The following is a 24,213-nucleotide window of genomic DNA, read 5'->3' on the forward strand; positions in this document are numbered from 1 at the left end:
CGCCCCCGCCGGAGGTGCGGGAGCCCTCTCCCGGAGGCAACAGAGCCCCCCCCGCCGCGCACCGCCTCAGCGCACCACGGTGCCCGGCGCCGCTCCCAGGAGGCTCAGCTCGGCGCGGGTCGGCGCGCCCTCCCAGTCGCCGGAGGCGGCCACCGCGAACGCTCCCGTGGTCACCGCCCGGTCCAGCCGTCCCGCCGTGTCCGCGCCGTCGAGCAGCGCCGACAGATACCCGGCGACGAACGCGTCACCCGCACCGACCGGGTCCACGGCGGGCACCGTACGGGCCGGGGCGTGCAGTTCGCCCTGCAGCGTGTACGCCGTGGCGCCCGCAGCACCCAGCTTGACCACGACCTCACCGGCCCCGGCCTCAAGGAGCGCCTCGGCCTGGAGTGCGGGGTCCTCGGGGGAGCCGGCGGGCAGACAGAGCGGCAGCTCGTCGTCGGAGGCGATCAGGACGTCGGCGCGCGGCGCCCAGTCCCGCATCACCGCCGATGCCTCGTCCGTACTCCACAGCCGGGAGCGGAAGTTGACGTCGAGGCTGATCAACACGTCGTTCTCGGCGGCCAGTTCCATGGCGCGCGCGGCGGCGGACCGGGCCGTGGGGGAGAGGGCGGGGGTGATGCCCGTCAGATGCAGCACGCGGGGAGCGCCCCCCGAGACCGCCGCACCGGCACCGGCACCGGCAGCACCCGGAACCGCACCCGCCTCGGCTCCGGCTCCGGTTCCGTCTTCCAGGAACGCGGTGAAGGCCCGCTCGACGTCGCCGACCGCGATCCTCGAACCGGCCGACCCCGCACGGTAGTAGTGCACCCGGGTCACACCGGGCAGCCGCGGCTCGAAGAGAAGCAGCCCGGTGGGTGCGGCCCCGTCCCGTGTGGAGCCGCTGACGCCGACCCCCTCCGCACGCAGCGTCCGCAGCACCAGCTCACCGGCCTCGTCGGCGCCGACCGCGCCCGCCCAGTGCACCGGGTGCCCCAGCCGGGCCAGGCCGATCGCCACATTCGACTCCGCGCCGGCGACCGATACGGCCAGGGTGCCGCCCAGCTTCAACTGCCCGTCGCCGCGCAGCGCGACCATCGTCTCGCCGAGGGTGAAGACGCTCATGACCGGACCGCCGTGGCGGGCGTTCCGGCGGCCCGCGCCGTCTCCACGACGTTCAGGAAGGCGGCGGCCCGCTTCCGCAGCGCGCCCTGGTCCCCGCCGTCCGCCGCGTCCCCGATCAGCGGTGACCCGACCCCCACGGCGACCGCGCCCAGCGCCAGATACTCGGCGGCCGCAGCCGCGTCCACACCGCCCACCGGTACGAACGGGACATCAGGGAACGGGGCCCGCAGCGCCTTCAGATAGGAGGGGCCGCCCACCGACGCCGGGAAGAGCTTCAGCGCGGTGGCGCCGGCCGCGAGACCGGCGATGACCTCGGTGGGGGTGACGACACCGGCCAGTACGGGGAGCCCCAGGCGTACGGACTCGTCCACCCCGGCCCCGAGCCCCGGCGTCACGATGAGACTGGCGCCCGCGTCCGCGGCCCGCCGTGCGTCGTCGGCGGTGAGCACGGTGCCCGCGCCCAGCCACGCGCCGTCCCCGAGTGCGGCCCGCGCTCTGCGTATGACGCCGAGTGCGTCCGCACCGCTGAGGGAGACCTCGACCAGGGGTATCCCGCTCTCGACGAGCGTCATCACCGACCTGAAGGACGCCTCGGGGTCCGAGCCGCGGACGATGGCGACCAGCCGCTCGCTGTGGAGACCGGCGGTGAGGTCCATGCGGTCCATCTGTTCTCTTCCTGTCCTGTGGGGTGCTCTCGGTGGTGCCTGGGCCGGGCGCACGGCGCTGCACGGGCGGCCTCACGGCCCCGGCCCCGGCCCCGCGCACCCGAGCGGTCCCGGCGCGGCTCCCGGCGCGGCTCCCGTGCCGTGGCTCTAGTGCCCTGCCCCGCGCTGCTCGCGGATCTGCTCGACCACGTGCGTGGCGGTCTTGCGTACTTCCTCGGTCTCGGTGAGGAAGTGCCAGTAGTCGGGGTGGCGCCCCTCAAGGCCCGCGACCGCCCGGTCCAGCCGTTCCACCGCCTGGTCGAGCGGGCGGGCGTGCCGGGGGTCCGGTGTGTTCCGGCCCGCCATGGCCAGCCGCTGGGCGTCCCGGACCGCGAACCTGGTCCGCTCGATCTCCTGCTGCGGATCCTTCGCCACGGCGTTGAGCCGGTCGAGCCGCGCACCGGCGGCCGAGACCGCCTCGTCGGTGCTGTTGAGCAGCGAGCGGACCGTGGTGAGGAGGGACGTGGCGTCGGGCCAGCGCTGCTCCTCGCGCGCCCTGGTCGCCTCCTTGAGCTTCTCCTCCGCCTGCCGTACGGACACCGCCGCCTGCTCGGGCACCTGCTGGAGGTCCTGCCAGCACGGCGCGGTGAAGCGACGCCGCAGCTCACTGAGGACCGGGCCGACGGTCCCGGCCCTGGTGGTGAGCGCCTGGGCGCGGGTACGCAGTGAGACCAGCCGCCGGTCGATCTCGGAGGCCCGCTCCGGGAGCCTGGCTGCCTCGGCCCGTACGGCTTCGGCGTCCCGCATCACCTGGTCGGCGCGGTCCAGGGTGCCCTGCACACCGTGCTGGCCCGCGCCCTGGTTGAGCTTGGTCAGCTCGGGGCCGAGCTGCGCGAGGCGGGTGGCGAGATCGTCGGCCTTCAGGCCGGACTCCCGTACCGCGTCGAGAGCGTTGCTCGCGGAGAGGAGCGCCTGTCGCGCCCGCTCCACGGCGGGCGCCAGCCGGGCGAGCTGCGTCTCGGCCTTGCCGAGCAGCGGCCCCAGGCCCTGCCCGAAGCGGTCGAGCTCGCCCTTGACCCGTACGAGATCGTCCTTGGCCTTCGTCAGCTCCGTACGCGCCTGGGAGAGCGCGGAGCCCTCCAGACCGTCCCGGTCCAGGTCATGGGCGTCGACCGCGGTGATGTACGAGGTGCTGACCTCGTCGATGCGCTGCCCCAGCGAGGCGAAGTCGGCGAGGGCCCTGCGGGCCTCCGGCGAGTTGTCCACCGCGGAGATCGTCTCGATCGAGATCCGCAGATCGCGCTGAGCGGTGTCCAGGTCGTAGAAGGCAGCGGCCGCTGCGTCCTTCGCGGCCTGCGCCTCGGCCCGCTGGCTCTCGCCGCGTCCGCCGAACCAGCGCCGGGTGCCGCCACCCGCGAAGGCCCCGGCCAGACCGGCCAGCAACGGCACCGGAAGGGCCATGAGCGTCAGGACATCCCGGACGGCACTCGATCGCGCATACGGCTGCCCGTGTCTTGCCGTCACATCCCTCTCCCGTGCTGGTCCGCCCTGCCCAGGCCATTCTCCCACCAGGCAGGGACGAACACACGGGCCGGTCAGTTCGTGCTTCGAACAGTGATCCTTCCGTTGTCGCTGCGCGCCGTCACCGAGTGGCGGCTCGCGTCGTCCGTGGGCACGCCGACCTCGGTGCTCCCGTTGCCGCTCCGGGTCTCGACCTTGTACGCGAGGCCCGGCTTCTTCGGGAGCGCTATCTCGATGGCCCCGTTGTTGCTGACGCTCTTCACCCGGTCGGGCACGGCGGCGAGCGACAGCCGTACCCCGCCGTTGTTGGAGTCGGCCGTGACCTGCCTGGACGAGATGCCGTCGGCGTTGATGGCCCCGTTGTCGCTGCTCAGGTCCAGGGCGCCGCTGGAGTCCCGGACGGTGACCCTGCCGTTGGCCGAGCGGAGCTTCAGCGCGGCGGAGAAGCCGGTGGCGGTCACGGACCCGTTGTCGTCCCGCAGGACCACGGAGACCCCGCGCGGCACCTCGATCCGGTGCCTGGCGGAACAGCTGCTGACGAGGGCGCTGCACTTCAGTTTCAGGGTGAGCGTGTCGTCCTTCATGGACCAGCTGGGGTCGGGTCCGCTCCCCATGAAGACCCATCCGTCGACATGCCGGGTGACCTGCACGGACTTCACATCGGCCGGTACCAGCTCGACGGCGGAGTTGTCGGTGTGCACGGTCAGCGTCCGGCCGCTCAGCGCGAACGACTTGTGCTCGGCGGGCGCGTCCGAGGGATCCGAGCCGCATCCGGTGAGGGCGACGGAGACGAGAACGGCCCCTCCGGCCGCGACAAACGTACGAGTACGGAGCGCCACGTAGATCATTCCCCCAGATCGAACCGAACCTGCCGAAGACCCTCCACGGTACGGACGGCCCCCACCTCCGTACGATCCTGCGACCCACCGGACCGGGGGTGGGGTTATCCCCCGGCGGGGGCGGTCCGGGGGAGGCTCCCCCGGCCCGGGACGGGCTCCTGCTCAGCCGGTACAACGGGTTTGCAGGCGGGGGCCCAGGGCCATGTACCCTGTTGCTTCATCCACGGGTGCGTAGCTCAGGGGTAGAGCGCTGCTCTTACAAAGCAGATGTCGGCGGTTCGAAACCGTCCGCGCCCACCGACGCCAGAGGCCCCCGACCGGTCACGGTTGGGGGCCTCTGGCGTGCAGTTCAGCCCTGCGGGCCGAGTGGTCCGCCGTCAGCGGTGGCCGAGGGTGTTCGGGGTCAGGGCGTTCGTCACGAGTTCGCGTGCGTACGCGGCGTCCAGTCGGCCGGGGCGGAAGAGAATGCGGTACATCATCGGTGCCACGACCCGGTCGATCACCCGTTCCGTGTCGGGCACTTCCTCCCCGCGCTGTGCCGCTCGGTTCAGTACGGCGTCGATCTGCTCCGCTGCGTAGGCGGAGCACTGGCCGGCGTTGCTGCCGTCCGGATCGCCGATGAGCGCATCCCTGATGTACGCACGCCCGGGCGGGGAGGCCATCTCGTCGAGGAACTGCTCCGCCCACGCGTCGAGGTCGGCCCGCAGGCTGCCGAGGTCGGCCGGGTCGGTCTCCGGGCGCAGCCGTTCGACTGCGACGTCGGACAGGAGTTCCTGCAGATCGCCCCAGCGGCGGTAGACCGTCGACGGTGTCACACCGGCCCTGGCTGCCACCAGGGGAACCGTCAGCGCTTCGCGGCCGGTCTCGCCGACGAGTTCGCGGACCGCGGCATGCACGGACTCCTGCACGCGCGCGCTGCGCCCGCCGGGGCGCGTCATGGGCTTGGGGCTCATACGTTCCACCTTAAGGCTTAATGCGAATACGTTGCTTCTAGCCGTCCGGGCTTCTGGCCGTCCGGCTTCTGGCCGTCGGCCTTCCGGCGGCCGGGGCTTCCGTCCGTCCAGGGGCTTCCGTCCGTCCGGGATCTCCGTCCGTCCGCCCGTCCGGGCCCCGCCCGGCCTCCGCCCGTCCCGCTTCCGTCGGGGCACTCAGGCCGTCACCGGGCACTCAGGCCGCCACCGGGGCGATCCGTCCCACGTCGGCGGTCGTCTCCTCGTACACCCGCGCAACGCGCAGTACCGTCGCGTCCCGGAAGGGGCGTGCCATCAGCTGCATACCGATCGGCAGTCCCGCGTGATCGTGCCCGACCGGCAGAGTGAGGGCCGGGACGCCGGTGATGTTGGCCGGGGCGGAGAGGCGGACGTAGCTGTCGGACACCGCTTCCACCGTGCCGTCGGCCCATTCGACCGTGTCCTGGCCGGACTTCGCGGCTGTCATCGGCACTGTCGGGGCGGCGACGACGTCGACCCCGTCGAACATGCGCGCCCAGCCGTCGCGCATCATCGTGCGGGCCCGCTGCGCGCGGAGGTAGTCGCCGGCCGATGTGAGTTCGCCGGCTTCGAGCAGGACGCGTACGTCCGGGGTGTACAGGTCGGGGACGGCCCGCAACGGCCGCTCGTGGTAGGCGGTGGCCTCCGGGACCATCAGCCCCCACTGGGTGGCCTGGACGTAGCGCGCCATGGGGATCTCCACGTCGACGAGCTTCGCGCCGAGTTCCGCCAGCCGCTCGATCGCCCGCCGTACGGCCTCCTCGACTTCGGGCGAGACCCTGTCGAAGTAGTGATTGCGGGGGACGCCGACCCTGAGCCCCTTCAGATCACCGGTGCCGGTGAAGTCCACCGGAGTCCCGGACGCATTCGCCGTGTCCCGCACACTCGCCGGGTCGCGCGGGTCGTACCCGGCTGTCGCGGCCAGTACCAGAGCCGCGTCCCGCGCGCTGCGGGCGATGGGGCCGACATGGTCGAGGGACCAGGACAGCGAGGTCACGCCGGAACGGGGGACGAGACCGTAGGTCGGCTTGAGGCCCACAACGCCGTTGAGTGCGGCGGGAACCCGGATGGAACCTCCCGTGTCGGTCCCCAGGGCGAACGTCGCCCCGCCCGCGGCGACCGCCACCGCCGAGCCGCCGCTCGACCCGCCGGCGACACGGCCCAGGTCCCAGGCGTTGCTGGTCTGCGGGGTGGTCAGGCCGTAGGCGAATTCATGGGTGTGTGTCTTGCCCAGGAGGACGGCGCCGGCGGCCTTCAGACGTGCGGCCACCGTGCTGTCGTGGTCCGCGATGTGCCCGGCCCGGACGTCCGAACTCGCCGTGGTGGGAAGGCCGGAGGCGTCGATCAGGTCCTTGAGGCCCATGGGGATTCCGTGCAGCGGGCCGCGCGGTCCGGTTCCGGAGATCTCCCGTTCGGCGCGGACCGCTGCGGCGAGAGCGGAGTCCGCCGTGACGGTGACGTAGGCGCCGACCCGTCCGTCGACCGCGCCGATGCGGGCCAGTACGGATGTGGTGAGTTCGACCGGGGACAGTTCCCGTGCGCGTATCGCGCGGGCCGCGTCGGCGAGGGACAGCTCAAAGGGCTGCATCGACGTTCTCCTGTCCGGCCCGGTACGAGATCGCGGGGGGCGTGTCGGCGAAGTCGAGTTCGCGCAGCGTCGTGATGACGGAGTGGATGTGGTTGGCGGTCGCGGCCACCCCTTCGTGACGGTCGTCCCCGAGGTCGAGCCCCGCCCGCAGCGCGCCGTGGGCAGCCTGCCGGGGGGTGAGTTCGCTGGTCGTCATGAGTGTCCTTCCGGCTCTGTGCCGTACACAGGCCCACCTAAAAGCGAATCGTTTGCTTTAGGTGACGGTAGGGCCTACGGTTGCTTAAAGCAAACCAGTTGCTTTTAGTCAATCCGAGGGAAGATCACCGTGTCCGAGTCCGCCGGCGCGAAGCCCGGTTCCCCTGCCCCCGCACACATCTCCGCATGGCCCGTGGGTGACCACACCGTGCGACGTATCGACGAAATGGCCCTTCCCGCCGCGACCGGCCCCTGGCTGCTGCCCGGGGCGACGGTGGATGTCGTGACCCGGACCCCTTGGCTGCGCCCCGACTTCGCCGACGGAGAGGGTGCCCTGCGGCTGGCGAGCCACAGCTTCGCGGTCGAGGCGGACGGGCTGCGGATACTGGTCGACACCGGCATCGGAAACGGAAAGCAGCGCGCCAACCCCGCCTGGCACGACCTCGACAGCGGCTACGAGGCGCGGCTGACCGCGGCAGGCTTCGCGCCGGAGACCGTGGACATCGTCATCCTGACCCACCTCCACACCGACCACGTGGGCTGGAACACCCGCTTCGACGGGGGCAGTTGGGTGCCCACCTTCCCCAACGCGCGCTATCTCGCCTCACTCACCGAATGGAACTACTGGGCCGGTGCCGAGATGGAGGAGGCGCGGCAGCAGATGTTCCGGGACTCGGTGCACCCCGTCCGGGACGCTGGCCTCTTCGGCCTCGTCGATGTCGCGGACGCGGGCACGGACATCGCCCCGGGCGTCCGCCTGCTGCCCAGCCCCGGCCATACTCCGGGGCAGGTGACGGTGGAGCTGAGCAGCCAGGGGGAGAGCGCCCTCATCAGCGGCGACAGCATCCACCACCCCGTCCAGATCGGGCATCCGGAGCTGTGCAGCTGCGTGGACATCGCACCCGGACTCGCCGCCAGGACCCGGCGCCGGATGCTCGACTCGCTGGCCGGCACCTCGACCCTGCTGCTCGGCAGCCACTTCCCGCCGCCGACCGCCGGGTACGTGCGGCGCGAGGGCGGTACGTACCGGCTGGTGCCATCCGCACCCGGGGGCGCGACGGTCCGACCGGCGACGGCATGATCGGGGAACTCGACTGCGGGGCCGCCGATGGGCATCGTCGACCGTTTTCCCTGCGAAACCGGGACGGCGGGGCACCCGTTCGCCGGCCACTGCCGCATCATCGAGGGAATCATCCACTGGTACCGCACCGCGCAGACCTCACGCACCGCGGCAGACGGCCCACGAGGGAGGCGTCATATGGCCGGTACGTATCCGGTCGAACCCGGGACGGTGGCGGGCCCCGCGCCTGAGTGGGTCTGGTACACCTCGTACGGCTCCAACACACACCTCGGCCGACTCGCCCGCTACGTCAAGGGCGGCCGGCTGCCCGGGACCGGCGCCGTGTACCCCGGCTGCCGGGACCGCCGGATGCCCAGCCGATCCGTTCCCGTGGAACTGAGCGGCGCTCTCTACTTCGCCACCGAGTCGCCGGTCTGGGGCGGCGGGCGGGCGTTCTACGACCCGGACGCGGAAGGGCGTGTCTACGCCCGCGCCCACCTTGTCTCGGCGGCCCAGTTCGCGGACATCGCGGCACAGGAGATGCACAGGCCGCCGGGCGAGGACCTCGACCTCGGCCCGGTTCTCACGGCGGGCGTCGCCGCGCTGGGGAGCGGACGGTACGAGACCCTGGTGTGCGCCGGGCAGCTGGACGGAGTGCCTGTCCTCACCTTCACCGCGCCCTGGGGCATCGACGAGGTGACGCCGGTCCCGCCCTCCCGTGCGTACGTACGAGTCATCGCCTCAGGCTTGGCCGAGGCCGGAGCCTGGGACGCGGACACGGTGGCGGCCTATGTGGCTTCATCGCGAGGGGCCGCAGGCCATTGGTCGCAAGAGGCGGTCCGGGCACTGATCACGGAGTGAACATCCGCGTCGGCCCGGGCCGCGGCAGCGGCGCCCGATCACACACCGGACGCCCCCGCCGCTCACCGTCAGGCCGGTGAGGTGGCCGTGACCGCCCCGCCGAGGTGCCGGGCGAAGAACCGGGTCGCGCTGTCGGCCTCGAACCTGGGGAAGGCGGCGTGCCCGCCCGCGTTGGCGTGCAGCGTCTTCTCCTTCGATGCGAAGGCGTCGAACAGTGCCAGGCCGGCCTCGCGCGGGATGCGCTCGTTGTCCCACTGCAGGGCGAACTCGACCGGGACGGTGATCTGCCGCGCCGCCTCGAACAGGGCGTCGGGCCACATCATGCCGAAGACCGCAGCCGTGATCCTGGGCTCGGCCGCCACCAGCGGCACCCCGATCGCGGTGCCCAGGGCGATGCCGACGTACCCCACCGGGCCGTCGGCGCCGATCTCCGGAAGCTCCTGGAGGGCGTCCAGGGCCGCCCGGTACTCGGGTACGGCGAGCTCCGCGAGGCGGGCGTTGTAGGGGACGACGACCGGGCCTTCCGGCTCGCCCGCCGCCTGCGCCTCGCGCAGCGCGGCGATCTCCTGCTCGTCGCGCGCGGTACGCGGCCGGTCGCCGTGACCGGGTGCGTCGATGACGGCGGCATGGAAGCCGCAGCCGGTCACGAGCCGCTGGGCCCGGCCGGACATCGCCGGGTGCTTCTTGTGGGCGCCGCCACCGTGTCCCATCAGGACGAGGGGTGCGCGACCGGCGTCGGTTCGGGAGGCCGGTGACCAGAGAACTCCGGGGACGTCCCCGACGGTGAAGTCGCGCTCGACCACGCCGTTCGACGAGGATTCGGCGGTGAACCGCAGAGAATGCATGGGTGTTGCCTTTCGGGAGTGCCTTGTGGTCGAGGCGCTCCCGGCGACACCTACGTCAGTCGCCGGCCGTGACGGAAAAGGGGGAGCACCCACGTCGATACAGCGTTCATGGGTCTCACCTCCTCGGGCGGTGTCACGGTCGCCTGCAAGCTACCAGCCGGGTGCTGGTCACCCCAACCGCTTTTCTCCCGGTCCAGTGCCGAGCCTCCGGTCCCTGCGGGAGGGACCGGCAGGTGTGCTCCTCGACCGGCCGTGGGCAGGCGCCGGGGCTACTTGTCCTCGGTCGGGCCCGCCGGGCTGAGGCCCGCCGTCCATTTCTCCTCGATGCGGCCGAACTTCCATATCGCCATGGCCACCAGCCACGTCACGAAGAACAGGCCGACGATCACGAACCCGACGATGTTCAGGTCCAGGCCGCCGACCCAGTCCCAGAACGCGCCGTGCAGGCCCAGCTTGTCGGTGAGCAGGCCGAGCAGTTCGACCGTCCCGATGATGAACGCCACCGCCACGGACAGGCCCGTGATCGTGAGGTTGTAGTAGACCTTCCGTACGGGCTTCGAGAACGCCCAGCCGTACGCGAAGTTCATGAACGAGCCGTCGATGGTGTCCAGCAGGCACATACCGGCGGCGAACAGCACCGGCAGGCAGAGAATCGCGTACCAGGGCAGCCCCGACGCGGCGCCGGAGCCGGCCAGGACGAGCAGGGCGATCTCCGTCGCGGTGTCGAAGCCGAGGCCGAAGAGCAGTCCGAGCGGGTACATCTGCCAGGGCTTGGTGATCGACTTCATCAGGCGGCCGAGGAGCCGGTTCATCAGGCCCCGGTTGTTCAGGTGATCCTCCAGGGCGGCTTCGTCGAAGTCGCCCGAGCGCATCTTCCGGAAGACCTTCCAGATCCCCACCAGGATCGCGACGTTGATGCCCGCGATCAGGTAGAGGAAGAACCCGGAGACCGTCGTACCGATCAGGCCGGTGACGTTGTGCAGCTGCGAGTTGTCGTCGCGCACCGGGCCCGCCACGGCCTTCACGCCGAGCGACAGCAGGAACGCGAGGGCGAAGACGATGCTGGAGTGCCCGAGCGAGAACCAGAAGCCCACCGACAGAGGGCGCTGCTTCTCACCCATCAGCTTGCGGGTCGTATTGTCGATGGCCGCGATGTGGTCCGCGTCGAACGCGTGCCGCATGCCCAGGGTGTACGCGGTGACACCGATCCCGATGCCGAACGACTTCGTACCGAGGCTGTAGTGCTGGGGAGCCACGATCGTCACCAGCGTGAGCCACCCGACGACATGCAGCGCCAGGATGAACGCACCCATGCCGCCCAGCCGGGTCCACTCCTGCCGCGTCATCGACTTCTGCAGACGCCGGCGTCGCGTGGGGGTCTCGGGGGGCGAGGTGTACGTGGTGCTCATGGGTGCTGCCTTCCGGTCGATAAGCCGTGAACAGCCAATTGCAAGCGTCTCGCAATTGCAACCATGAAGCAGTAAAGGCAGGTCAGGGGGCGCCTCGGCGGCCCCTCACCCCGGCGCCGTCGGCCCGGTACCGGAGCAGCAGCATGGCCGCGTCGTCCTGGAGCGGGCCCGCCGTGTGCTGCACCAGGTCCTTGCGCAGGCACTCCAGCGCGCGCTCCGGATCATCGTCCCTCAGGAGGTGGTGCCGCTCGCCCAGCGGGTAGAACGTCCCGTCCTGGTCCCTCGCCTCGGTCACGCCGTCGGTGTAGAGCAGCAGCTGGTCGCCCGGGCCGAAGGCGACCCGGAACGGCTGCGGCCCTTCCGTCCCGTGGACGCCGAGGCCCAGCGGAAGCGCGTAGTCCGCCGGCTCGGGGAAGTGAGCGGAGCCGTCCGTCCGTACGAGGAGGGGCGGCGGATGGCCGTAGTTGAGGAACAGCGCCCCGCCGTCCGGGCTGATCTCCGCGATCAGCGCCGTGACGAACTTCTCGCCCTGGAGCGCCCGGTCCACGGACCGCTCGACGCGGGCGCCGACCCCCGCCAGATCCGGCTCGTCGTGCGCGGCCTCCCGGAAGGCGCCGAGGACCACGGCGGCGGTCTCGACGGCCTCAAGCCCTTTGCCCTGCACGTCACCGACGATCACCCGCACGCCGTCCGGGGAGGCGACGACCTCGTACAGGTCCCCGCCGATATGCGCCTCCGCCACGGCCGACGTGTACGAGACGGCGGCACGCAGATGGCCCGCCGTGTGCGGCACCGGGCGGAGCAGCACCCGCTGGGCGACCTCCGCGATGGAACGCACGCTGGCCAGCTCGGCCTCGCGGCGCTGGCGCATGACCGCGGCCGCGACACCGGCGATGGTCACGCCGAGTACCGACGACATCGCCGTGTATCCGCGCCTGGCGTGGTACGCACCGTCGTGCCAGGCGAGCGAGTAGCAGAGCACGAGGGCGAGCAGCCCGATGGCGGCCGTGCGCCGCCAGCCGCCGATCAGCCCGGCGAACGCCGGTCCGAGCGAGATCAGCGGCAGGAACCCGATCCCCGAACCCGCCGAGATGTCCACCCCGGCGACCACGGCCATCACCGCGAACGGCAGGACCGACAGCGAGGCGAACGCGGGACTCTTCTCCTCTGGCACAGGGCACTCCGGTGGTGTGGCGGGCGATTCGCGGGCGGTGGTGTCTCCTCAGCCCTCCAAAGCTGTCAGATGTTCAACTACTCGGTTCCGTTGCGCGTACTGCTCGGTTCCGCTGCACGTGAGGGCCGGTGTGCGGCGCCCCGGGTGTGTCTCCGGCCCGTGTTCCACGGCCGGGTGCCCGGGGGAGCGCCCCGGCGGCTCGTGGCCTCGGACTGTGCCCACTTTAGATGTTTAGACTATGCAAATGTTTCCCTGGCGAAGCATCGAGGTCGGCTGTGCTGTTATGGAATCGAGGCCGGCTGTACGAAGTGCCGTCCGAACACCGGCGGCTGACCCGACTGTGAAACCGAACACCCCCATGAGGCAGTCTCTGTTGACGTGTACTCACTCCCGCACCAGAGCCAACAGAGTTCCCCCGAAGGGCACATGATCGTCTGCGGTGACGACGGCCTGGCCCACCGTCTCGCCGTCGAGCTGCGCGGTGTGTACCGGGAGACCGTGACCCTCGTCGTACCGCCCGCCGGTGCGGCGGGCGTCCCGGAGCACACCCAGCTCACCCCGGTCGGGCGGGCCTCAGCGCTCTTCGGGCGGATGTCGCGTGTCGTCACCGGACCGTCGTCCGGCGACCGCGACGCGGTGGCCGACCGGCTCATCGAAGCGGCGGCCCCGGACGACGACGTACTGCTGCGCGCCGGGGCCGAGGAGGCGTCCGCGCTGGCGCTCGTCCACCAGGACGACGAGGTGAACATCCGGGCCGCGCTCGCCGCCCGGCGGCTCAACCCCAGGCTGCGGCTGGTCATCCGGCTCTACAACCGCAAACTGGGCCAGCATCTGGAGGAGCTGCTCGACCAGGCCGCCGCGGTCAGCGCGCCGGGTATGGACCGGGACGAGGTCGACGCCTCCACGACCGTGCTCTCGGACGCCGACACCGCGGCCCCCGCGCTCGCCGCGACCGTCGTGGCCGGTACGAGCAAGGTCGTCCAGGCCGACGGGCTGCTGCTGCGCGCCGTGGAGCGGCCGCCCGCCGTCCGGCCCGGCGCGGCCGGCGATCCCGGCCTGTGCACCCTGGCGCTGCTCTCGTCGACCACGGGCGACCCGGGAGGAGCCGACGGTTCGGACAGCAGCGGCGAGGCGGGCCCCCAGCTGCTCCCGGACGAGGCGTCCGTCCAGGCGGCGTCCGGGCGGGGCACGGTCGTCCTGGAAGCGGTCTCCTACCGCGGCCCCGACCTCTCCCCGAGCAGGCTGGCCGGCCGCGGCGCACCCCTCGCCCAGGTCTTCTCACGGCGGCTGCGCTGGTCCCTCTTCGGGATCTTCGCCTCGGTGCTCGGCCTGGCCGTCGCCTCCTGGCTGACCACGGGCGATCCTCCGGTGCACGCCGCGTATCTGACCATCCTCGACATCTTCGCGATCGGCGACCCCGCGGTCGGTGAGCCCACCAGCCGCCAGGTGATCCAGATGCTGTCCGGGCTGACCGGCCTGCTGCTGCTTCCGGTACTGGTCGCGGCGGTCCTGGAGGGGCTCGGTACGTTCCGTACCGCCGCCGCGCTGCGCCGGCCACCGCGCGGGCTCTCCGGGCACGTCGTGCTGCTCGGGCTCGGCAAGGTCGGCTCACGGGTGCTGGCACGGCTGCGGGAGCTGGACATCCCCGTGGTCTGCGTGGAGGCCGACCCGGAGGCGCGCGGGATCGCCCTGGCGCGGCGGCTGCGGGTGCCGATCGTGATCGGCGACGTGACCACGGAGGGGGTGCTGGAGGCCGCCAAGATCCAGCGCGCCCGCGCTCTTCTCGCGCTCACCAGCGCCGACATCACCAACCTGGAAGCGGCCCTCTACGCCCGCACCGTGAAGCCGCACCTCCGGGTGAGCATGCGGCTCTTCGACGACGCGTTCGCCTCCGCCGTCTTCCGTACGCTGCGAGCCGCCCACCCGCAGGCGGTCACCCGGAGCCGGAGCGTCTCCACGCTGGCCGCGCCCGCCTTCGCCGCCGCGATGATGGGCCGCCAGATCCTCGGCGCCATGCCGGTCGAGCGCCGGGTGCTGCTGTTCGCGGCGGTGGACGTCGCGGGCCACCCCCTGCTGGAGGGCCGCACCCTCGGCCAGGTGTTCCGGGAGGGAGCCTGGCGCATCCTCGCGCTCGACCTCGCGGACCCGGACGAGCGCCGCCCCGATCTGTCCGTGCCCCGCTCCTCGTACGGTGACGGCGGCGGTGACGGCGATGCGCGCAAGGCCGAGCTGGTCTGGAACCTGCCGCAGAGCTACGTCCTGCGCCCCGAGGACCGGGTCGTCATCGCGGGGACCCGGCAGGGCCTGGCCGATCTGCTGGGGCGGCGGCAGCCCCGGGTCCCGGCGGAGTCGTAGCGGCGGGGGAGAGGGGAAGAGGGGGGGGAGGGTCACCCGGATGGCGGCGCTCCGGTGGTTGCCCCGAGGACGCTCGCAGAGGCTCGGAGCTGTCACCGGGAGGGCAGCGGCACCGGCGCCACCAGGGCCGGAACACCTCACCGGACTGTGGCGGCGCGGGGATCCGAGTGTTCCCGCAGCCGCCTCCGCGCTCCCGCGCGTGCGCGCGGCCGAGAGGAGTCCGAAGTGACCGACCAGGACGACGGCCCCGACGCGCCCCCGACCGGACCCACGCCTGCGCAGCCCCTGGGCACCGGTTCCACCCCGGCGGATTCCCCGGGCACCGGTTCCACCCCGGCGGATCCAGCGCCCTCCGGCTCCTCCGGCTCCTCCGGCTCCTCCGGCTCCTCCGGCCCTCCCGTACCCCCCGCCCCCTCCGATCTCACGGAGCTGGCAGCCGAGGCGTACATCTACGGGTATCCGCTGGTCTTCGACCTGTCGATGGTCCAGGCGGCCCTCCACGAAGGGTTCGGTTCGCTGCCGTCCGCCTCCTTCAACGAGTTCGCGCACGCCGCACGGCTCGCCACTCCCGACGCGCACTTCGTGTCCGTCAACAACGACACCGTGTACTCGATCGCGCAGCTCGACCTCTCCGGCGGCCCGCTGCTGCTGCACGTACCGGACACGCTCGGCGCGTACTACGTCCTGCAGTTCATCGACGCGTGGAGCAACAACTTCGCGTATGTCGGCCGCCGGGCGACCGGCACCGGTGAGACCAAGTGGCTGATCGTGCCGCCCGGCTGGGCCGGTGACACCCCCGAGGGGATGACCGGGGTGATCGACGCGCCGACGACGGTCGCTTCCATCGCCGGCCGCTTCGCCTGCGACGGCCCCGCCGACCTGCCGCGTGTGCAGGGGCTGCAGCGGCGGCTCACGCTCAAGGTCCTCGAATCCGTCATGCACCACAACTGGCTGCCCACGGCCGACCCGGATGTGCCCGAACCGCTGCACTTCTTCGAGAAGCTGCGGGTCTGGATGGCGGCCTTCCCGCCGGCGGCCGACGACCGCGCCTACCAGGACAGGTTCCAGCCGCTGCAACTCCTGGAGGAGGGGCCGTCGCCGTACCGCCACGCGGACCCGGAGCTCGTCCACGCGCTGACCGAAGGGCTGAAGCGCGGAGCGGCGCGGGTCGAGAAGGCCGGCCACACCGGGGTGGACGGCGTACGCGCCCCCGGGGCCTGGGAGATGAACCCACACCTTTTCGACTACAACCTCGACTGGTTCGGGGTGGGCACCCGTGACTCCCCGGAGTGGCGCATCGCCGACCGGACGTCCTCGTATCTGACCAGGGCGGTGGCCGCGCGGGTCGGTCTGTGGGGCAACCACGGCTACGAAGCGGTGTACGCGCACACCTTCGAGGACGCGGACGGCCACTGGCTGAACGGGTCGAGGAAGTACACCCTGCGCTTCGACAGCCCGCCGCCCGTGCGGTCGTTCTGGTCCGTGACCATGTACGACTCCCCGGACTACTTCCTCGTCGCCAACCCCGCCGACCGCTACTCCATCGGCGACCGCACGCCGGGTCTGGTGTACGGCGACGACGGGTCGCTGACGCTGCACATCCAGAAGGACCGGCCGGCCGACCCGGCGGAGGCGGCCAACTGGCTGCCCGCGCCGCAGGGCGACTTCCGGCCGATGCTCCGTCTCTACACGCCGGAGCAGTCCGTCCTGGACGGTAGTTACCGGATCCCGCCCATCACCCCGAAACGGGAGCCGGAGACCGGCTGAGGCCCGGGTCTGTCCGGACCGCGGCAGACTGGATGTATGTGCCGCAGTATCAAGACTCTCCGTCCGCCCGTACTCGCCGGGGAAGCGACCGACGAGGACATCAGGGCCGCAGCGCTTCAGTACGTACGGAAGGTCTCCGGCTTCCGGGCGCCCGCCGCGCACAACCGTGTGGTGTTCGACCGGGCCGTCGACGAGATCGCCCGGGCGACCCAGGAACTCCTCGCGGGCCTGGAGGTCCGGGGGGCCGGGGCACGCGGGGCCGGGTGATCGGCAGGGCCGGGTGAGCGATCGAGAGGCCCGGGCGGCCTGGGTGATCCGGGCGGTCTGGGCGATCTGAGTGGCCCGGGTGATCTGAGTGGCCTGGGAGGTCCGAGTGGCCCGAGTGATCCAAGCGGTCCGGGCGGTCCTAGTGATCCAAGCGGTCCGGGCGGCCCTAGTGATCCAAGCGGACCGAGCGGTCTAAGCGGACCGAGCGGTCCAAGTGATCCGGGCGGTCCGGGCGAGCGGTCAGGAGGCCGGGGCTGTGGCCGGTGCCGGGCGCCGTATCAGCAGTGCGGCCACCGTGCCCGCGCCGAACAGCGCGAAGAGCGAGACCGCCGTGCCCAGCCAGCTCGTGCCCAGCCACTGGCCGCCGAAGTAGCCGAGCCCCACGCTGTAGCCGGCCCAGGCCACGCCCGCAAGCGCCGACCAGGGCAGGAACTCCTTCGCCCTGCGGTGTGCGGCGCCCGCGCCCAGCGAGACGACCGAGCGGCCGGCCGGTGCGAAGCGCGCTATCACGACGAGCAGACCGCCGCCCCGCGCCAGCGCCGTGCCGAGGCGTTCCTGCGCGCTGGTGAGCCGCCGGGAGCGGGCGATGGCCCGGTCGAGCCGTTCGCCTCCGCGCCAGGCCAGCCGGTAGGCGACCAGGTCACCCACCACCGAGGCGACGGCGGCGCAGGCGGTGAGGATCAGCAGGTCCGGGACGTTGTGCGGGACCTCTCCGGCGACGGTGGTCGAACCGGCGGCGGCGCCGGTGGCCGCGGTGATCACCAGGACTCCGCTGGGGAGCAGCGGCACGAAGACGTCGAGGACGACGGAGAGCGCGACCACGGCATAGATCCATGGACTGTCGGTCAGCGACCGCACACTCTCGAACACCGGACTCCCCGTTCGTGATGGCGCCGCGGCGTCGCAGGGGAGCGGCAGGTGCGGCTGTACAGCCATACAGCGTACGCGTGGAGATCCGGCGCCCGTCCGCCGGGGCCGGTGATGTTCGAAAGGTCCCGTTCACCCGTATGACTGCTCCAGTGCGGGGGTTTGGCCATGGTGCGCTCAGGCTGGGGGCCGTACGGCGTGGAGCGGCGGCGGACGAGCGGCCGGGCGAACGAGCGAGGAGCGGACGATGGTCGTGGCAGGGGTACTGGCCGGAGCGGCGGCACTGGCGATGCTGACGGGCGGCGGGGCGGCGCCCGCAGGGAGCGCGGACGCCGGGAACGCGCCCGCAGCGAATGCGCCCGCGGGGAACGGGTCAGCAGGGAACGCGCCCGCCGGTGTGTACTGGCAGCGGGTCCATGCCCGGTTCGCGCCGCCCACCGCCTTCCTCCCGTCGTCCGCCGTGACGTACGACATGAAGCTGGTGCCCGCGGCCTCCAGGATCGAGGTCGAGCAGTCCACCGACCCCTCGGGCACCCGTGTGACGGCCCGGCTCGCGGGGCTCAAGTCCGGGCACGCCTTCGGGATGCGGGTGCACACGGGGCCCTGTGGCAGCACCCCCGGCGCGGCCGGCCCCCGCTATCTGCGGAGCACGGACGGCCGGAAGGCGGGCCCCGGCGACGAGATGCGGCTGGATTTCACCACTGACGCGGAGGGCGCGGCCACCGTGACCGCACGGCGTGGCTGGAACTTCCGGCCCGGCGGCGCCCGTTCGGTGGTGATCGACGGGGTGCGGGGCGGCGCGGCGGACCCCGTCGCGTGCTACACGGTGCCGTTCGGGCCGACCGGCCCCGCCGCGTAGGGCCTTCGTCCGGATCAGGCCCGGATCAGGCCCGGACCAACTCGGCGGGGCTCGGCCGTACGGGTCAGGCCACCACCGGGGCCGGTTCGGCGGCGCGCCGCCGTGGGACGAGCGCCGGGCCGAGTGCGAGTGCGCCGGGGCCGGTGAACACGAGCAGCAGGAAGGCCCAGCAGAACATCACCGAGGGCTCACCGCCGTTCTGGATCGGCCACAGGGCGTGGGACTGGTGCACATGGAAGTACGCGAAGGCCATCGAGCCCGAGGCGACGAACGCGGCCGCGCGCGTCAGCAGCCCCGTCAGCACCAGTACGCCGCCGACGAGTTCGATGACGGACGCGTATCCGTCGGGCCAGCTGCCCGCCGACACCGTGCCGCCGCCCGGCGCTCCGCCGAGCACACCGAAGAGAGAAGCGGCGCCGTGGCAGGCGAAGAGCAGGCCGACGACAACGCGGAAGAGGGCCAGGGCGTACGGGCGGGCCAGGTCGGCCTGCCGGCCGGCCGAGGACACTGCCGTGGATATCGCTGAAGGCATGACGGGGGAACTCCTTCGGTGGGGGAGACCGGAGCAGCCTTAGATTAGGTATGCCTGACTAGAACTTGCAAGTTCAACATTCGGTCAGGTTTTCCGTGTCCCGCCCGGCTCCTCGCCGTTCACCCCCTCCTTGTTCCCTTGCGCCCTGGCCGTGTTCGGTCCGGCTCAGTCCCGGGTCAGCTCGCGGTCCAGTACGGTCTCCAGCCGGCTGCCGTTCCCGTCCCCGCCCCCCTTCCCGTCACGGCGCGCCTGTGTCAGCCGCAGCCGGGAGGAGCGGCCCAGCAGATCGAGGGTCATCAGCTGGTTCCCGAACCACGGTCCGCCGCTGCCGCCCCTGCCTCTGCGCCAGCCGACCGGCGGATCCGCCAGCCGCCCGTGCCTCCGCAGGGCCCGGCCGAGCATCCGGCCCGTGCGGCTCCAGCCGAACCTGAAGCCGAAACGGACGTAAGCGGGAACGCTGTTGTGCACCGGTGAGCAGGTCAGCTGCACGACCAGGGAGTCCGGCGCCGGTGTCCGCCCGGACCGGGACGGCCAGTGCGGCTCGGCGACGTACGCATGGTGGACGTCGCCCGAGAGCACACAGATCGTCGCGGGTGCCCCCTCGCCCGTCCCCGTGTCGGCGATCAGCCGGGTCAGCTCGTCGAAGGAGTCCGGGAACGCGGCCCAGTGCTCCAGGTCCGCCGTCCTGCGCAGCTTCTCGCCGAACCGTGCCCACCGCGCACCGCGTACCCCCGCACAGAGCGCCGCGTCCCAGCTCTCCGCGTCGTGTATCAGCGGCGGCAGCAGCCAGGGCAGCGACGTCCCGATGAGGAGGTGGTCGAACGACCCCGGACCGTCGGTCAACTGGGCGCGCAGCCACTGGGTTTCCTCGGGGCCGACCATGGCGCGATGCTGTTCGTCCAGGACCCGGGCGGCGCGTGAATCGACCATCAGCAGCCGGGTGCGGCCGAAGTCGCGCCGGTAGCTCCACCGGGTGAAGGCGGGGTCGGCGTCGGCCGCCGCGGCGAACTTCCGGAGCACATCGGTGCCGTCCGGCGCCGTGCACACCGCCGCGTACAGCTCGTCGGCCGCCAGCTCGGCGGGGGAGAGGTTGCCGAGGTGCTGGTGGACCCAGTACGACATCAGCCCGCTGAGGATCCGCTCCTGCCACCAGTCCGTGGCGCGGATCTCCTGCTGCCAGGCCGCGCTGGTGTTCCAGTCGTCGATGACGTCGTGATCGTCGAAGATCATGCAGCTGGGCACGGTGGAGAGCAGCCAGCGCACCTCGGGGTCGAGCCAGGACTCGTAGTAGAGGCGGGTGTACTCCTCGTAGTCCGCGACCTCGGCGCCCGGTGGCTCGCGCAGATCGCGGCGGGCGGCCAGCCAGTCGCGGGTGTCGGCCGAGACCTCGTCCGCGTACACCTGGTCGCCCAACAGCAGCAGGACGTCGGGACGTTCGGCGGGAGGGCCGGCGGCCAGCGAGGCCGCGAGCGTGTCCAGCGCGTCGGGTCCCACCGGATCGGCCTCGCCCTGGGCGGGGGCGGCCCAACGGCAGGACCCGAAGGAGACCCGCAGACCGGGGGTGCCCGCCGGATGGCTGGATTTGGATTCCGCACCGGGGCCCCCGTCGGATTCCGCACCGGGGCCCCCGTCGGATTCCGCACGGGGGCGGCCGTCGGATTCCGCACGGGGACCGCCGCCGGGTTCCGTGCCGGGGTCGGGGGTGCGGATGGTGCTCGGCGGGAAGGGCGAGTCGGGCGGCGGCCACACCTCTTCGCCGTCCAGCCGTATCCCGTACGGCGTCTCCGTTCCCGGTACGAGTCCGGTCACCGGGACGAGCGCGTAGTGATGCCCGGCTATGCGGAACGTGCGGGCCTCACCGCCCGCGCCGTCCGGGCACCGGACCTCGGCCGTGCAGGGCCGGTCGGCCTCGACCCAGATGGTCGCCGACTCCCCACGGTCCCAGTCGACATACCTCAGCAGTGGTCCCAGGCGCAGCCCGGCCATGAATGTCCTCCTCCGTCGCCCCGTACCGTACGGAACGGAACGACGGAGGGGCAGGGCCGGGTTCCCGCGGGGACCTGCTCAGCAGCCGTTCAGTACTCCCTGGAGTGCCGTCTTCTCCGCCGAGTCGACCGTGAGCTTGTAGTAGTGCTTCACCTCCACCCAGGCGCGGACATAGGTGCACTTGTAGGCGGCGCGCGGCGGCAGCCACTTGGCCGGGTCCTTGTCGCCCTTGGACTGGTTGACGTTGTCCGTCACCGCGATGAGCTGCGGCCTGGTCAGGTCGTTGGCGTACGCCTGCCGCTGCGCGGTGGTCCAGCTGCTGGCGCCCGAGCGCCATGCCTCGGCGAGCGGGACCATGTGGTCGATGTCCACGTCGGACGACGCGGTCCAGGTCGCGCCGTCGTACTCGGAGTACCAACTGCCGCTGGTGGCGGCGCAGGTGGAGCTCTGGACGACATTCGTGCCGTCGCGCTTGAGCACCACCTCGCGGGTGTCGCAGGCGCCGGACTGGGTGATCCAGTGGGGGAACTTGTCCCGGCTGTAGCCGCTGGACGAGCCTTCCGCGGCGACGGTGAGGGAGCTGAGGTACGTCCGGGCGGTGGCCGCGCTCACCGGGGTGGGCAGAGCGGCCTGGGCGGAGGGGGCGGTGACGAGACCGGCGAGGGTGATTCCCGCGGTCGCGGTGAGTACCGCTATTCGACGCGCGTAGACACCTGAGACACCTGACATACGAACTCCCGTGGGGTGGAGGGGCTTTGCCGATGCGGCTCGGCCATCGTGGCGGCGCCGGGTTGCCGTGGGGCGGGCGCCGGGTAACAGCCTGGCGACATGGGCACGTCACATCAAGAGGGCTGCCGATGTTTGACGCTTCGACAGATTCCCCGCACAGCCGTACGGTTGCCGCCCGCCGCCGCTGTCCGTGCCGCCCTCGGAGGCCGTGCCCGGGGCGCTTCCGCTGGTCGCGGCCCCGGTGGGTGCTCTCGCCTGATCCGGCGGCGCCGGGGGCCTGCTGTACTGCCGGGGTGCGTGGGGCGGCCTCTGTGCCGGTTGTCGCACCTTTGGTCGTGTCGTCACCCGATCAGGCTTTTGTCGCAAATGTGTGGCTGCTGGTGAGGGCGGGGCGGGGGAGCCCTGTGGGGCCCGTGGGGCCCGGGGTGCCGGAGGAGCCAGGGGGAGTCGTGTGGGGCCCGGCTGCCCGGGCCGTATCGGTGGGGCCGGTGGGGGCAGTGGGGCTGTGGGTGCTGGAGGGGCGCGCGGCCGGGGCGGTGCCGTATCGTGTACGGAGCAGAAGGGGAGTAGCTCTTCGCCGGAACGTCGACATACTGCTGAACCTCGGTTCGGCCGGCGCCCGGAGGCGGATCTTCTTGAAGACCCGCCAGCGAGACCTTCGGCAGCAGTGTCCAGTTGACGCTGCCGTGCCGAAGCGACCCCTTTTCTCTTCGAATCAGGTCCTCCCGGTGCGGTCAGCCCGAACCGATTGAGGAAACAACCCGTGATCAGCTTTACGATCCTGGCGATCACCTTCGGCGTGGTCTTTCTCGCCGAGCTCCCCGACAAGACCGCTCTCGCCGGTCTGATGCTGGGTACCCGCTACCGGGCCTCGTACGTCTTCGTGGGGGTCGCGGCCGCCTTCGCCGTGCACGTCGCACTCGCCATCGCGGCGGGCAGCGTGCTGACCCTGATCCCGCACCGGCTGTTGCAGGCGATCGTCGGTGCGCTCTTCCTCGCGGGTGCGGCGATGCTCCTCTTCAAGAAGGACGAGGAGGAGGAAGAGGTGAAGGCCCCCGCCGACCAGTCCTTCTGGAAGGTGGCAGGGGCCGGGTTCATGCTGATTCTCGTCGCCGAGTTCGGTGACCTGACCCAGATCATGACGGCCAACCTCGCGGCCCGCTACGACAGCCCGGTCTCGGTCGGGATCGGCGCTGTGCTGGCGCTCTGGGCGGTGGGCGGCCTGGGGATCCTCGGTGGCCGCAAGCTGATGAAGCATGTGCCGCTGAGGCTGATCACGAAGATCGCCGCCGCGCTGATGCTGGTGCTCGCGGGATTCAGCCTGTACGAGGCGATCGCGGGCTGAGGCCCGCGGCTGTGTGTGGGGGCTGTTTCCGGTCCGCCGGGCAGCCCCCGGGGTCTTCCGCCGGGGTCAGGCGGTGACGTGGACCAGCAGGGCGCCGTCATCCGTACCCTCGACGCGGATCCGCGTCAGGTCGGGCACCTGTACGGTCGGCCGGTGGACCGCCGCGCGCGGGCCCACGCCCACCACGCGCATGCCCGCCGCCAGGCCCGCGGCGATCCCCGCCTCCGAGTCCTCGAAGACGATGCACTCGTCCGGGGTGAAGCCCAGCTCGGCCGCTCCCTTGAGGAAGCCCTGCGGGTCAGGCTTGCTGGCGCCGACGCTCTCCGCGGTGATCCGGACCTCGGGCATCGGCAGACCGGCGGCCGCCATCCGGGCCCGTGCGAGCCCCGCGTCGGCCGAGGTGACCAGTGCGTGCGGCAGGGTGGCCAGCGAGGCCATGAAGGCCGGTGCGCCGGGGACCGGGACGACGCCCTCGGTGTCCGCGGTCTCCAGGGCGAGCATCGCGCGGTTGTCCGCGTAGTTCTCCTCGACGGGGCGGTCCGGCAGCAGGATGGCCATCGTCGCGTACCCCTGGCGGCCGTGCACCACCTTGAGCGACTCGTGCGGGTCCAGGCCGTGCTCGACGGCCCAGCGGTGCCAGATGCGCTCGACCACGGCGTCCGAGTTCACCAGTGTCCCGTCCATGTCGAGGAGCAGGGCGCGTGCGGGCAGGACGGTCATCAGGGACTCCAGAGGTGCGGGAGCAGAGACAAGGCGGCCCCGCCCGCCGGTCAGGGAGTACGGGCGGAACCACTTTGTTTCGTCAGGGTACAAAACAAAGGGGGTTCTGCGCCAGCCGTCCTGGTCGCACCTTCCCGCGGGGGCCGCGCAGCGGGCCTACGGCTGCCTGGTCATCGACTCCAGGGCGCGCCGGGTGGGCGCCCCGTAGACACCCGGCGGATCGCTGTCGACGCCCGTCCAGGACTGGAACGTACGCACCGCGTCCGCGACGTCGCCGTCGTACCGGCCGTCGGCCCGGCCGCGGTAGAGCGAGAGCTGCGCCAGCCGCTGCTGGAGCTCCACGACCGCGGGGCCGCTGTCGCCCTGGCGTAGCACGGCGGCCGACGGTGCGACGGAGTGGTGCTGCCCCGCGTCGGGGGTGCCGCTGGGCGCCGGATGAGGGGGCTGCGAAGGCTGTGTGGCCGGGCCGGCCGGCGCGGGCGCGGTGGCAGCGGCGCAGGCGCACCTCGGCGCCGTACTCGACGAGCAGGGCACCACGGTGTCCGAGCTGGCCCGGC

At 72.0% G+C, this 24,213-nt stretch carries 23 protein-coding genes and 1 tRNA gene; 8 read left to right on the forward strand and 16 right to left on the reverse strand.

Translation table 11 applies throughout. The features are described 5' to 3' along the window. Positions 1–66: 66 nt before the first annotated feature. The 4 genes from G3I19_RS19105 to G3I19_RS19120 all read right to left on the reverse strand — a co-directional run bounded on the left by G3I19_RS19105 (position 67) and on the right by G3I19_RS19120 (position 4,117). Positions 67–1,104, reverse strand: a complete 1,038-nt coding sequence (locus G3I19_RS19105; RefSeq protein WP_164264859.1) for a sugar kinase — start codon at positions 1,102–1,104, stop codon at positions 67–69. Then, positions 1,101–1,760, reverse strand: a complete 660-nt coding sequence (locus tag G3I19_RS19110; RefSeq protein ID WP_164264876.1) for a bifunctional 4-hydroxy-2-oxoglutarate aldolase/2-dehydro-3-deoxy-phosphogluconate aldolase — start codon at positions 1,758–1,760, stop codon at positions 1,101–1,103. The genes G3I19_RS19105 and G3I19_RS19110 overlap by 4 nt, the downstream gene beginning before the upstream one ends. A gap of 156 nt (positions 1,761–1,916) precedes the next feature. Beyond that, positions 1,917–3,272: a hypothetical protein gene (locus G3I19_RS19115; RefSeq protein WP_164264860.1), complete on the reverse strand. Its 1,356-nt coding sequence runs from the start codon at positions 3,270–3,272 to the stop codon at positions 1,917–1,919. 71 nt (positions 3,273–3,343) lie between these two features. After that, positions 3,344–4,117, reverse strand: a complete 774-nt coding sequence (locus tag G3I19_RS19120) for a DUF4097 family beta strand repeat-containing protein (RefSeq protein WP_164264861.1) — start codon at positions 4,115–4,117, stop codon at positions 3,344–3,346. Between the two features lie 216 nt (positions 4,118–4,333). Here G3I19_RS19120 and G3I19_RS19125 point away from each other — a divergent pair. Beyond that, positions 4,334–4,405, forward strand: a tRNA-Val gene (locus G3I19_RS19125). Between the two features lie 80 nt (positions 4,406–4,485). Here G3I19_RS19125 and G3I19_RS19130 read toward each other — a convergent pair. The 3 genes from G3I19_RS19130 to G3I19_RS19140 form a co-directional block, all read right to left on the reverse strand. After that, positions 4,486–5,061 (reverse strand): TetR/AcrR family transcriptional regulator, encoded by a 576-nt coding sequence (locus G3I19_RS19130; protein ID WP_164264862.1) that lies wholly within the window; start codon positions 5,059–5,061, stop codon positions 4,486–4,488. A gap of 214 nt (positions 5,062–5,275) precedes the next feature. Further along, entirely contained in the window at positions 5,276–6,685 is a 1,410-nt protein-coding gene (locus G3I19_RS19135; RefSeq protein WP_164264863.1) for an amidase, read from the reverse strand. Further along, on the reverse strand, positions 6,672–6,881 hold the full coding sequence (locus G3I19_RS19140) for a hypothetical protein (protein ID WP_164264864.1): 210 nt from the start codon (positions 6,879–6,881) through the stop codon (positions 6,672–6,674). Before G3I19_RS19140 ends, G3I19_RS19135 begins: the two co-directional genes overlap by 14 nt. A 225-nt stretch (positions 6,882–7,106) precedes the next feature. On the opposite strand from G3I19_RS19140, the gene G3I19_RS19145 reads away from it, so the two are divergent. Together G3I19_RS19145 and G3I19_RS19150 are read left to right on the forward strand one after the other, a co-directional pair. Beyond that, the gene (locus G3I19_RS19145) at positions 7,107–7,961 is read left to right on the forward strand and encodes an MBL fold metallo-hydrolase (RefSeq protein WP_164264877.1); all 855 of its coding nucleotides are present in this window, start codon (positions 7,107–7,109) and stop codon (positions 7,959–7,961) included. 177 nt (positions 7,962–8,138) lie between these two features. Beyond that, the gene (locus G3I19_RS19150) at positions 8,139–8,801 is read left to right on the forward strand and encodes a histone deacetylase (protein ID WP_164264865.1); all 663 of its coding nucleotides are present in this window, start codon (positions 8,139–8,141) and stop codon (positions 8,799–8,801) included. Between the two features lie 68 nt (positions 8,802–8,869). Here the strand turns inward: G3I19_RS19150 and G3I19_RS19155 are convergent, their stop codons facing one another. From G3I19_RS19155 to G3I19_RS19165, 3 genes are all read right to left on the reverse strand, one after another. Further along, positions 8,870–9,646 carry an alpha/beta hydrolase gene (locus G3I19_RS19155; protein WP_164264866.1) on the reverse strand — a complete coding sequence of 259 codons (777 nt, stop codon included), beginning with the start codon at positions 9,644–9,646 and terminating at the stop codon, positions 8,870–8,872. Positions 9,647–9,915: 269 nt separating this feature from the next. Continuing rightward, positions 9,916–11,055: a HoxN/HupN/NixA family nickel/cobalt transporter gene (locus G3I19_RS19160; RefSeq protein WP_239074548.1), complete on the reverse strand. Its 1,140-nt coding sequence runs from the start codon at positions 11,053–11,055 to the stop codon at positions 9,916–9,918. An 82-nt stretch (positions 11,056–11,137) separates the two neighbouring features. After that, a complete protein-coding gene (locus tag G3I19_RS19165; RefSeq protein ID WP_164264879.1) occupies positions 11,138–12,172 on the reverse strand; it encodes a PP2C family protein-serine/threonine phosphatase in 1,035 nt (344 codons plus the stop codon). A gap of 483 nt (positions 12,173–12,655) precedes the next feature. On the opposite strand from G3I19_RS19165, the gene G3I19_RS19170 reads away from it, so the two are divergent. The 3 genes from G3I19_RS19170 to G3I19_RS19180 all read left to right on the forward strand — a co-directional run bounded on the left by G3I19_RS19170 (position 12,656) and on the right by G3I19_RS19180 (position 16,618). Then, positions 12,656–14,584 carry an NAD-binding protein gene (locus tag G3I19_RS19170; RefSeq protein WP_164264880.1) on the forward strand — a complete coding sequence of 643 codons (1,929 nt, stop codon included), beginning with the start codon at positions 12,656–12,658 and terminating at the stop codon, positions 14,582–14,584. A gap of 225 nt (positions 14,585–14,809) precedes the next feature. Next, complete coding sequence (locus tag G3I19_RS19175) at positions 14,810–16,351, forward strand: DUF1254 domain-containing protein (RefSeq protein WP_343235145.1); 1,542 nt, start codon at positions 14,810–14,812, stop codon at positions 16,349–16,351. Positions 16,352–16,387: 36 nt separating this feature from the next. Next, positions 16,388–16,618, forward strand: a complete 231-nt coding sequence (locus G3I19_RS19180) for a DUF2277 domain-containing protein (RefSeq protein ID WP_164264867.1) — start codon at positions 16,388–16,390, stop codon at positions 16,616–16,618. A 240-nt stretch (positions 16,619–16,858) separates the two neighbouring features. Here the strand turns inward: G3I19_RS19180 and G3I19_RS19185 are convergent, their stop codons facing one another. Continuing rightward, entirely contained in the window at positions 16,859–17,488 is a 630-nt protein-coding gene (locus G3I19_RS19185) for a VTT domain-containing protein (protein WP_164264868.1), read from the reverse strand. A gap of 244 nt (positions 17,489–17,732) precedes the next feature. On the opposite strand from G3I19_RS19185, the gene G3I19_RS19190 reads away from it, so the two are divergent. Then, the gene (locus tag G3I19_RS19190) at positions 17,733–18,344 is read left to right on the forward strand and encodes a superoxide dismutase family protein (protein ID WP_164264869.1); all 612 of its coding nucleotides are present in this window, start codon (positions 17,733–17,735) and stop codon (positions 18,342–18,344) included. Between the two features lie 64 nt (positions 18,345–18,408). Here G3I19_RS19190 and G3I19_RS19195 read toward each other — a convergent pair whose 3' ends face one another. From G3I19_RS19195 to G3I19_RS19205, 3 genes are all read right to left on the reverse strand, one after another. Continuing rightward, positions 18,409–18,876 carry a DoxX family protein gene (locus G3I19_RS19195; protein ID WP_164264870.1) on the reverse strand — a complete coding sequence of 156 codons (468 nt, stop codon included), beginning with the start codon at positions 18,874–18,876 and terminating at the stop codon, positions 18,409–18,411. Positions 18,877–19,041: 165 nt separating this feature from the next. Then, positions 19,042–20,862, reverse strand: coding sequence for an alkaline phosphatase D family protein (locus tag G3I19_RS19200; RefSeq protein ID WP_164264871.1), 1,821 nt, complete (start codon positions 20,860–20,862; stop codon positions 19,042–19,044). 78 nt (positions 20,863–20,940) lie between these two features. Beyond that, on the reverse strand, positions 20,941–21,591 hold the full coding sequence (locus G3I19_RS19205; RefSeq protein WP_164264872.1) for an HNH endonuclease family protein: 651 nt from the start codon (positions 21,589–21,591) through the stop codon (positions 20,941–20,943). Between the two features lie 763 nt (positions 21,592–22,354). Between G3I19_RS19205 and G3I19_RS19210 the strand changes: the two genes are divergently transcribed. Continuing rightward, complete coding sequence (locus tag G3I19_RS19210; RefSeq protein WP_164264873.1) at positions 22,355–22,936, forward strand: TMEM165/GDT1 family protein; 582 nt, start codon at positions 22,355–22,357, stop codon at positions 22,934–22,936. A gap of 66 nt (positions 22,937–23,002) precedes the next feature. Here the strand turns inward: G3I19_RS19210 and G3I19_RS19215 are convergent, their stop codons facing one another. Next, the gene (locus tag G3I19_RS19215; protein WP_164264874.1) at positions 23,003–23,656 is read right to left on the reverse strand and encodes an HAD-IA family hydrolase; all 654 of its coding nucleotides are present in this window, start codon (positions 23,654–23,656) and stop codon (positions 23,003–23,005) included. 156 nt (positions 23,657–23,812) lie between these two features. After that, a complete protein-coding gene (locus tag G3I19_RS38295) occupies positions 23,813–24,031 on the reverse strand; it encodes a peptidoglycan-binding domain-containing protein (RefSeq protein ID WP_164264875.1) in 219 nt (72 codons plus the stop codon). Between the last annotated feature and the right edge of the window lie 182 nt (positions 24,032–24,213).

Origin of the sequence: Streptomyces sp. SID10853, from assembly GCF_010548145.1 — a bacterium.
Lineage (GTDB): Bacteria > Actinomycetota > Actinomycetes > Streptomycetales > Streptomycetaceae > Streptomyces.

Coding starts and splice junctions, on each gene's coding strand:
- G3I19_RS19105 (WP_164264859.1), bottom strand. CDS start 1,104: ATGAGCGTCTTCACCCTCGGCGAGACGATGGTCGCGCTGCGCGGCGAC.
- G3I19_RS19110 (WP_164264876.1), bottom strand. CDS start 1,760: ATGGACCTCACCGCCGGTCTCCACAGCGAGCGGCTGGTCGCCATCGTC.
- G3I19_RS19120 (WP_164264861.1), bottom strand. CDS start 4,117: ATGATCTACGTGGCGCTCCGTACTCGTACGTTTGTCGCGGCCGGAGGG.
- G3I19_RS19130 (WP_164264862.1), bottom strand. CDS start 5,061: ATGAGCCCCAAGCCCATGACGCGCCCCGGCGGGCGCAGCGCGCGCGTG.
- G3I19_RS19135 (WP_164264863.1), bottom strand. CDS start 6,685: ATGCAGCCCTTTGAGCTGTCCCTCGCCGACGCGGCCCGCGCGATACGC.
- G3I19_RS19140 (WP_164264864.1), bottom strand. CDS start 6,881: ATGACGACCAGCGAACTCACCCCCCGGCAGGCTGCCCACGGCGCGCTG.
- G3I19_RS19145 (WP_164264877.1), top strand. CDS start 7,107: ATGGCCCTTCCCGCCGCGACCGGCCCCTGGCTGCTGCCCGGGGCGACG.
- G3I19_RS19150 (WP_164264865.1), top strand. CDS start 8,139: ATGGCCGGTACGTATCCGGTCGAACCCGGGACGGTGGCGGGCCCCGCG.
- G3I19_RS19155 (WP_164264866.1), bottom strand. CDS start 9,646: ATGCATTCTCTGCGGTTCACCGCCGAATCCTCGTCGAACGGCGTGGTC.
- G3I19_RS19160 (WP_239074548.1), bottom strand. CDS start 11,055: ATGAGCACCACGTACACCTCGCCCCCCGAGACCCCCACGCGACGCCGG.
- G3I19_RS19165 (WP_164264879.1), bottom strand. CDS start 12,172: ATGGCCGTGGTCGCCGGGGTGGACATCTCGGCGGGTTCGGGGATCGGG.
- G3I19_RS19170 (WP_164264880.1), top strand. CDS start 12,656: ATGATCGTCTGCGGTGACGACGGCCTGGCCCACCGTCTCGCCGTCGAG.
- G3I19_RS19180 (WP_164264867.1), top strand. CDS start 16,388: ATGTGCCGCAGTATCAAGACTCTCCGTCCGCCCGTACTCGCCGGGGAA.
- G3I19_RS19190 (WP_164264869.1), top strand. CDS start 17,733: ATGGTCGTGGCAGGGGTACTGGCCGGAGCGGCGGCACTGGCGATGCTG.
- G3I19_RS19195 (WP_164264870.1), bottom strand. CDS start 18,876: ATGCCTTCAGCGATATCCACGGCAGTGTCCTCGGCCGGCCGGCAGGCC.
- G3I19_RS19200 (WP_164264871.1), bottom strand. CDS start 20,862: ATGGCCGGGCTGCGCCTGGGACCACTGCTGAGGTATGTCGACTGGGAC.
- G3I19_RS19205 (WP_164264872.1), bottom strand. CDS start 21,591: ATGTCAGGTGTCTCAGGTGTCTACGCGCGTCGAATAGCGGTACTCACC.
- G3I19_RS19215 (WP_164264874.1), bottom strand. CDS start 23,656: ATGACCGTCCTGCCCGCACGCGCCCTGCTCCTCGACATGGACGGGACA.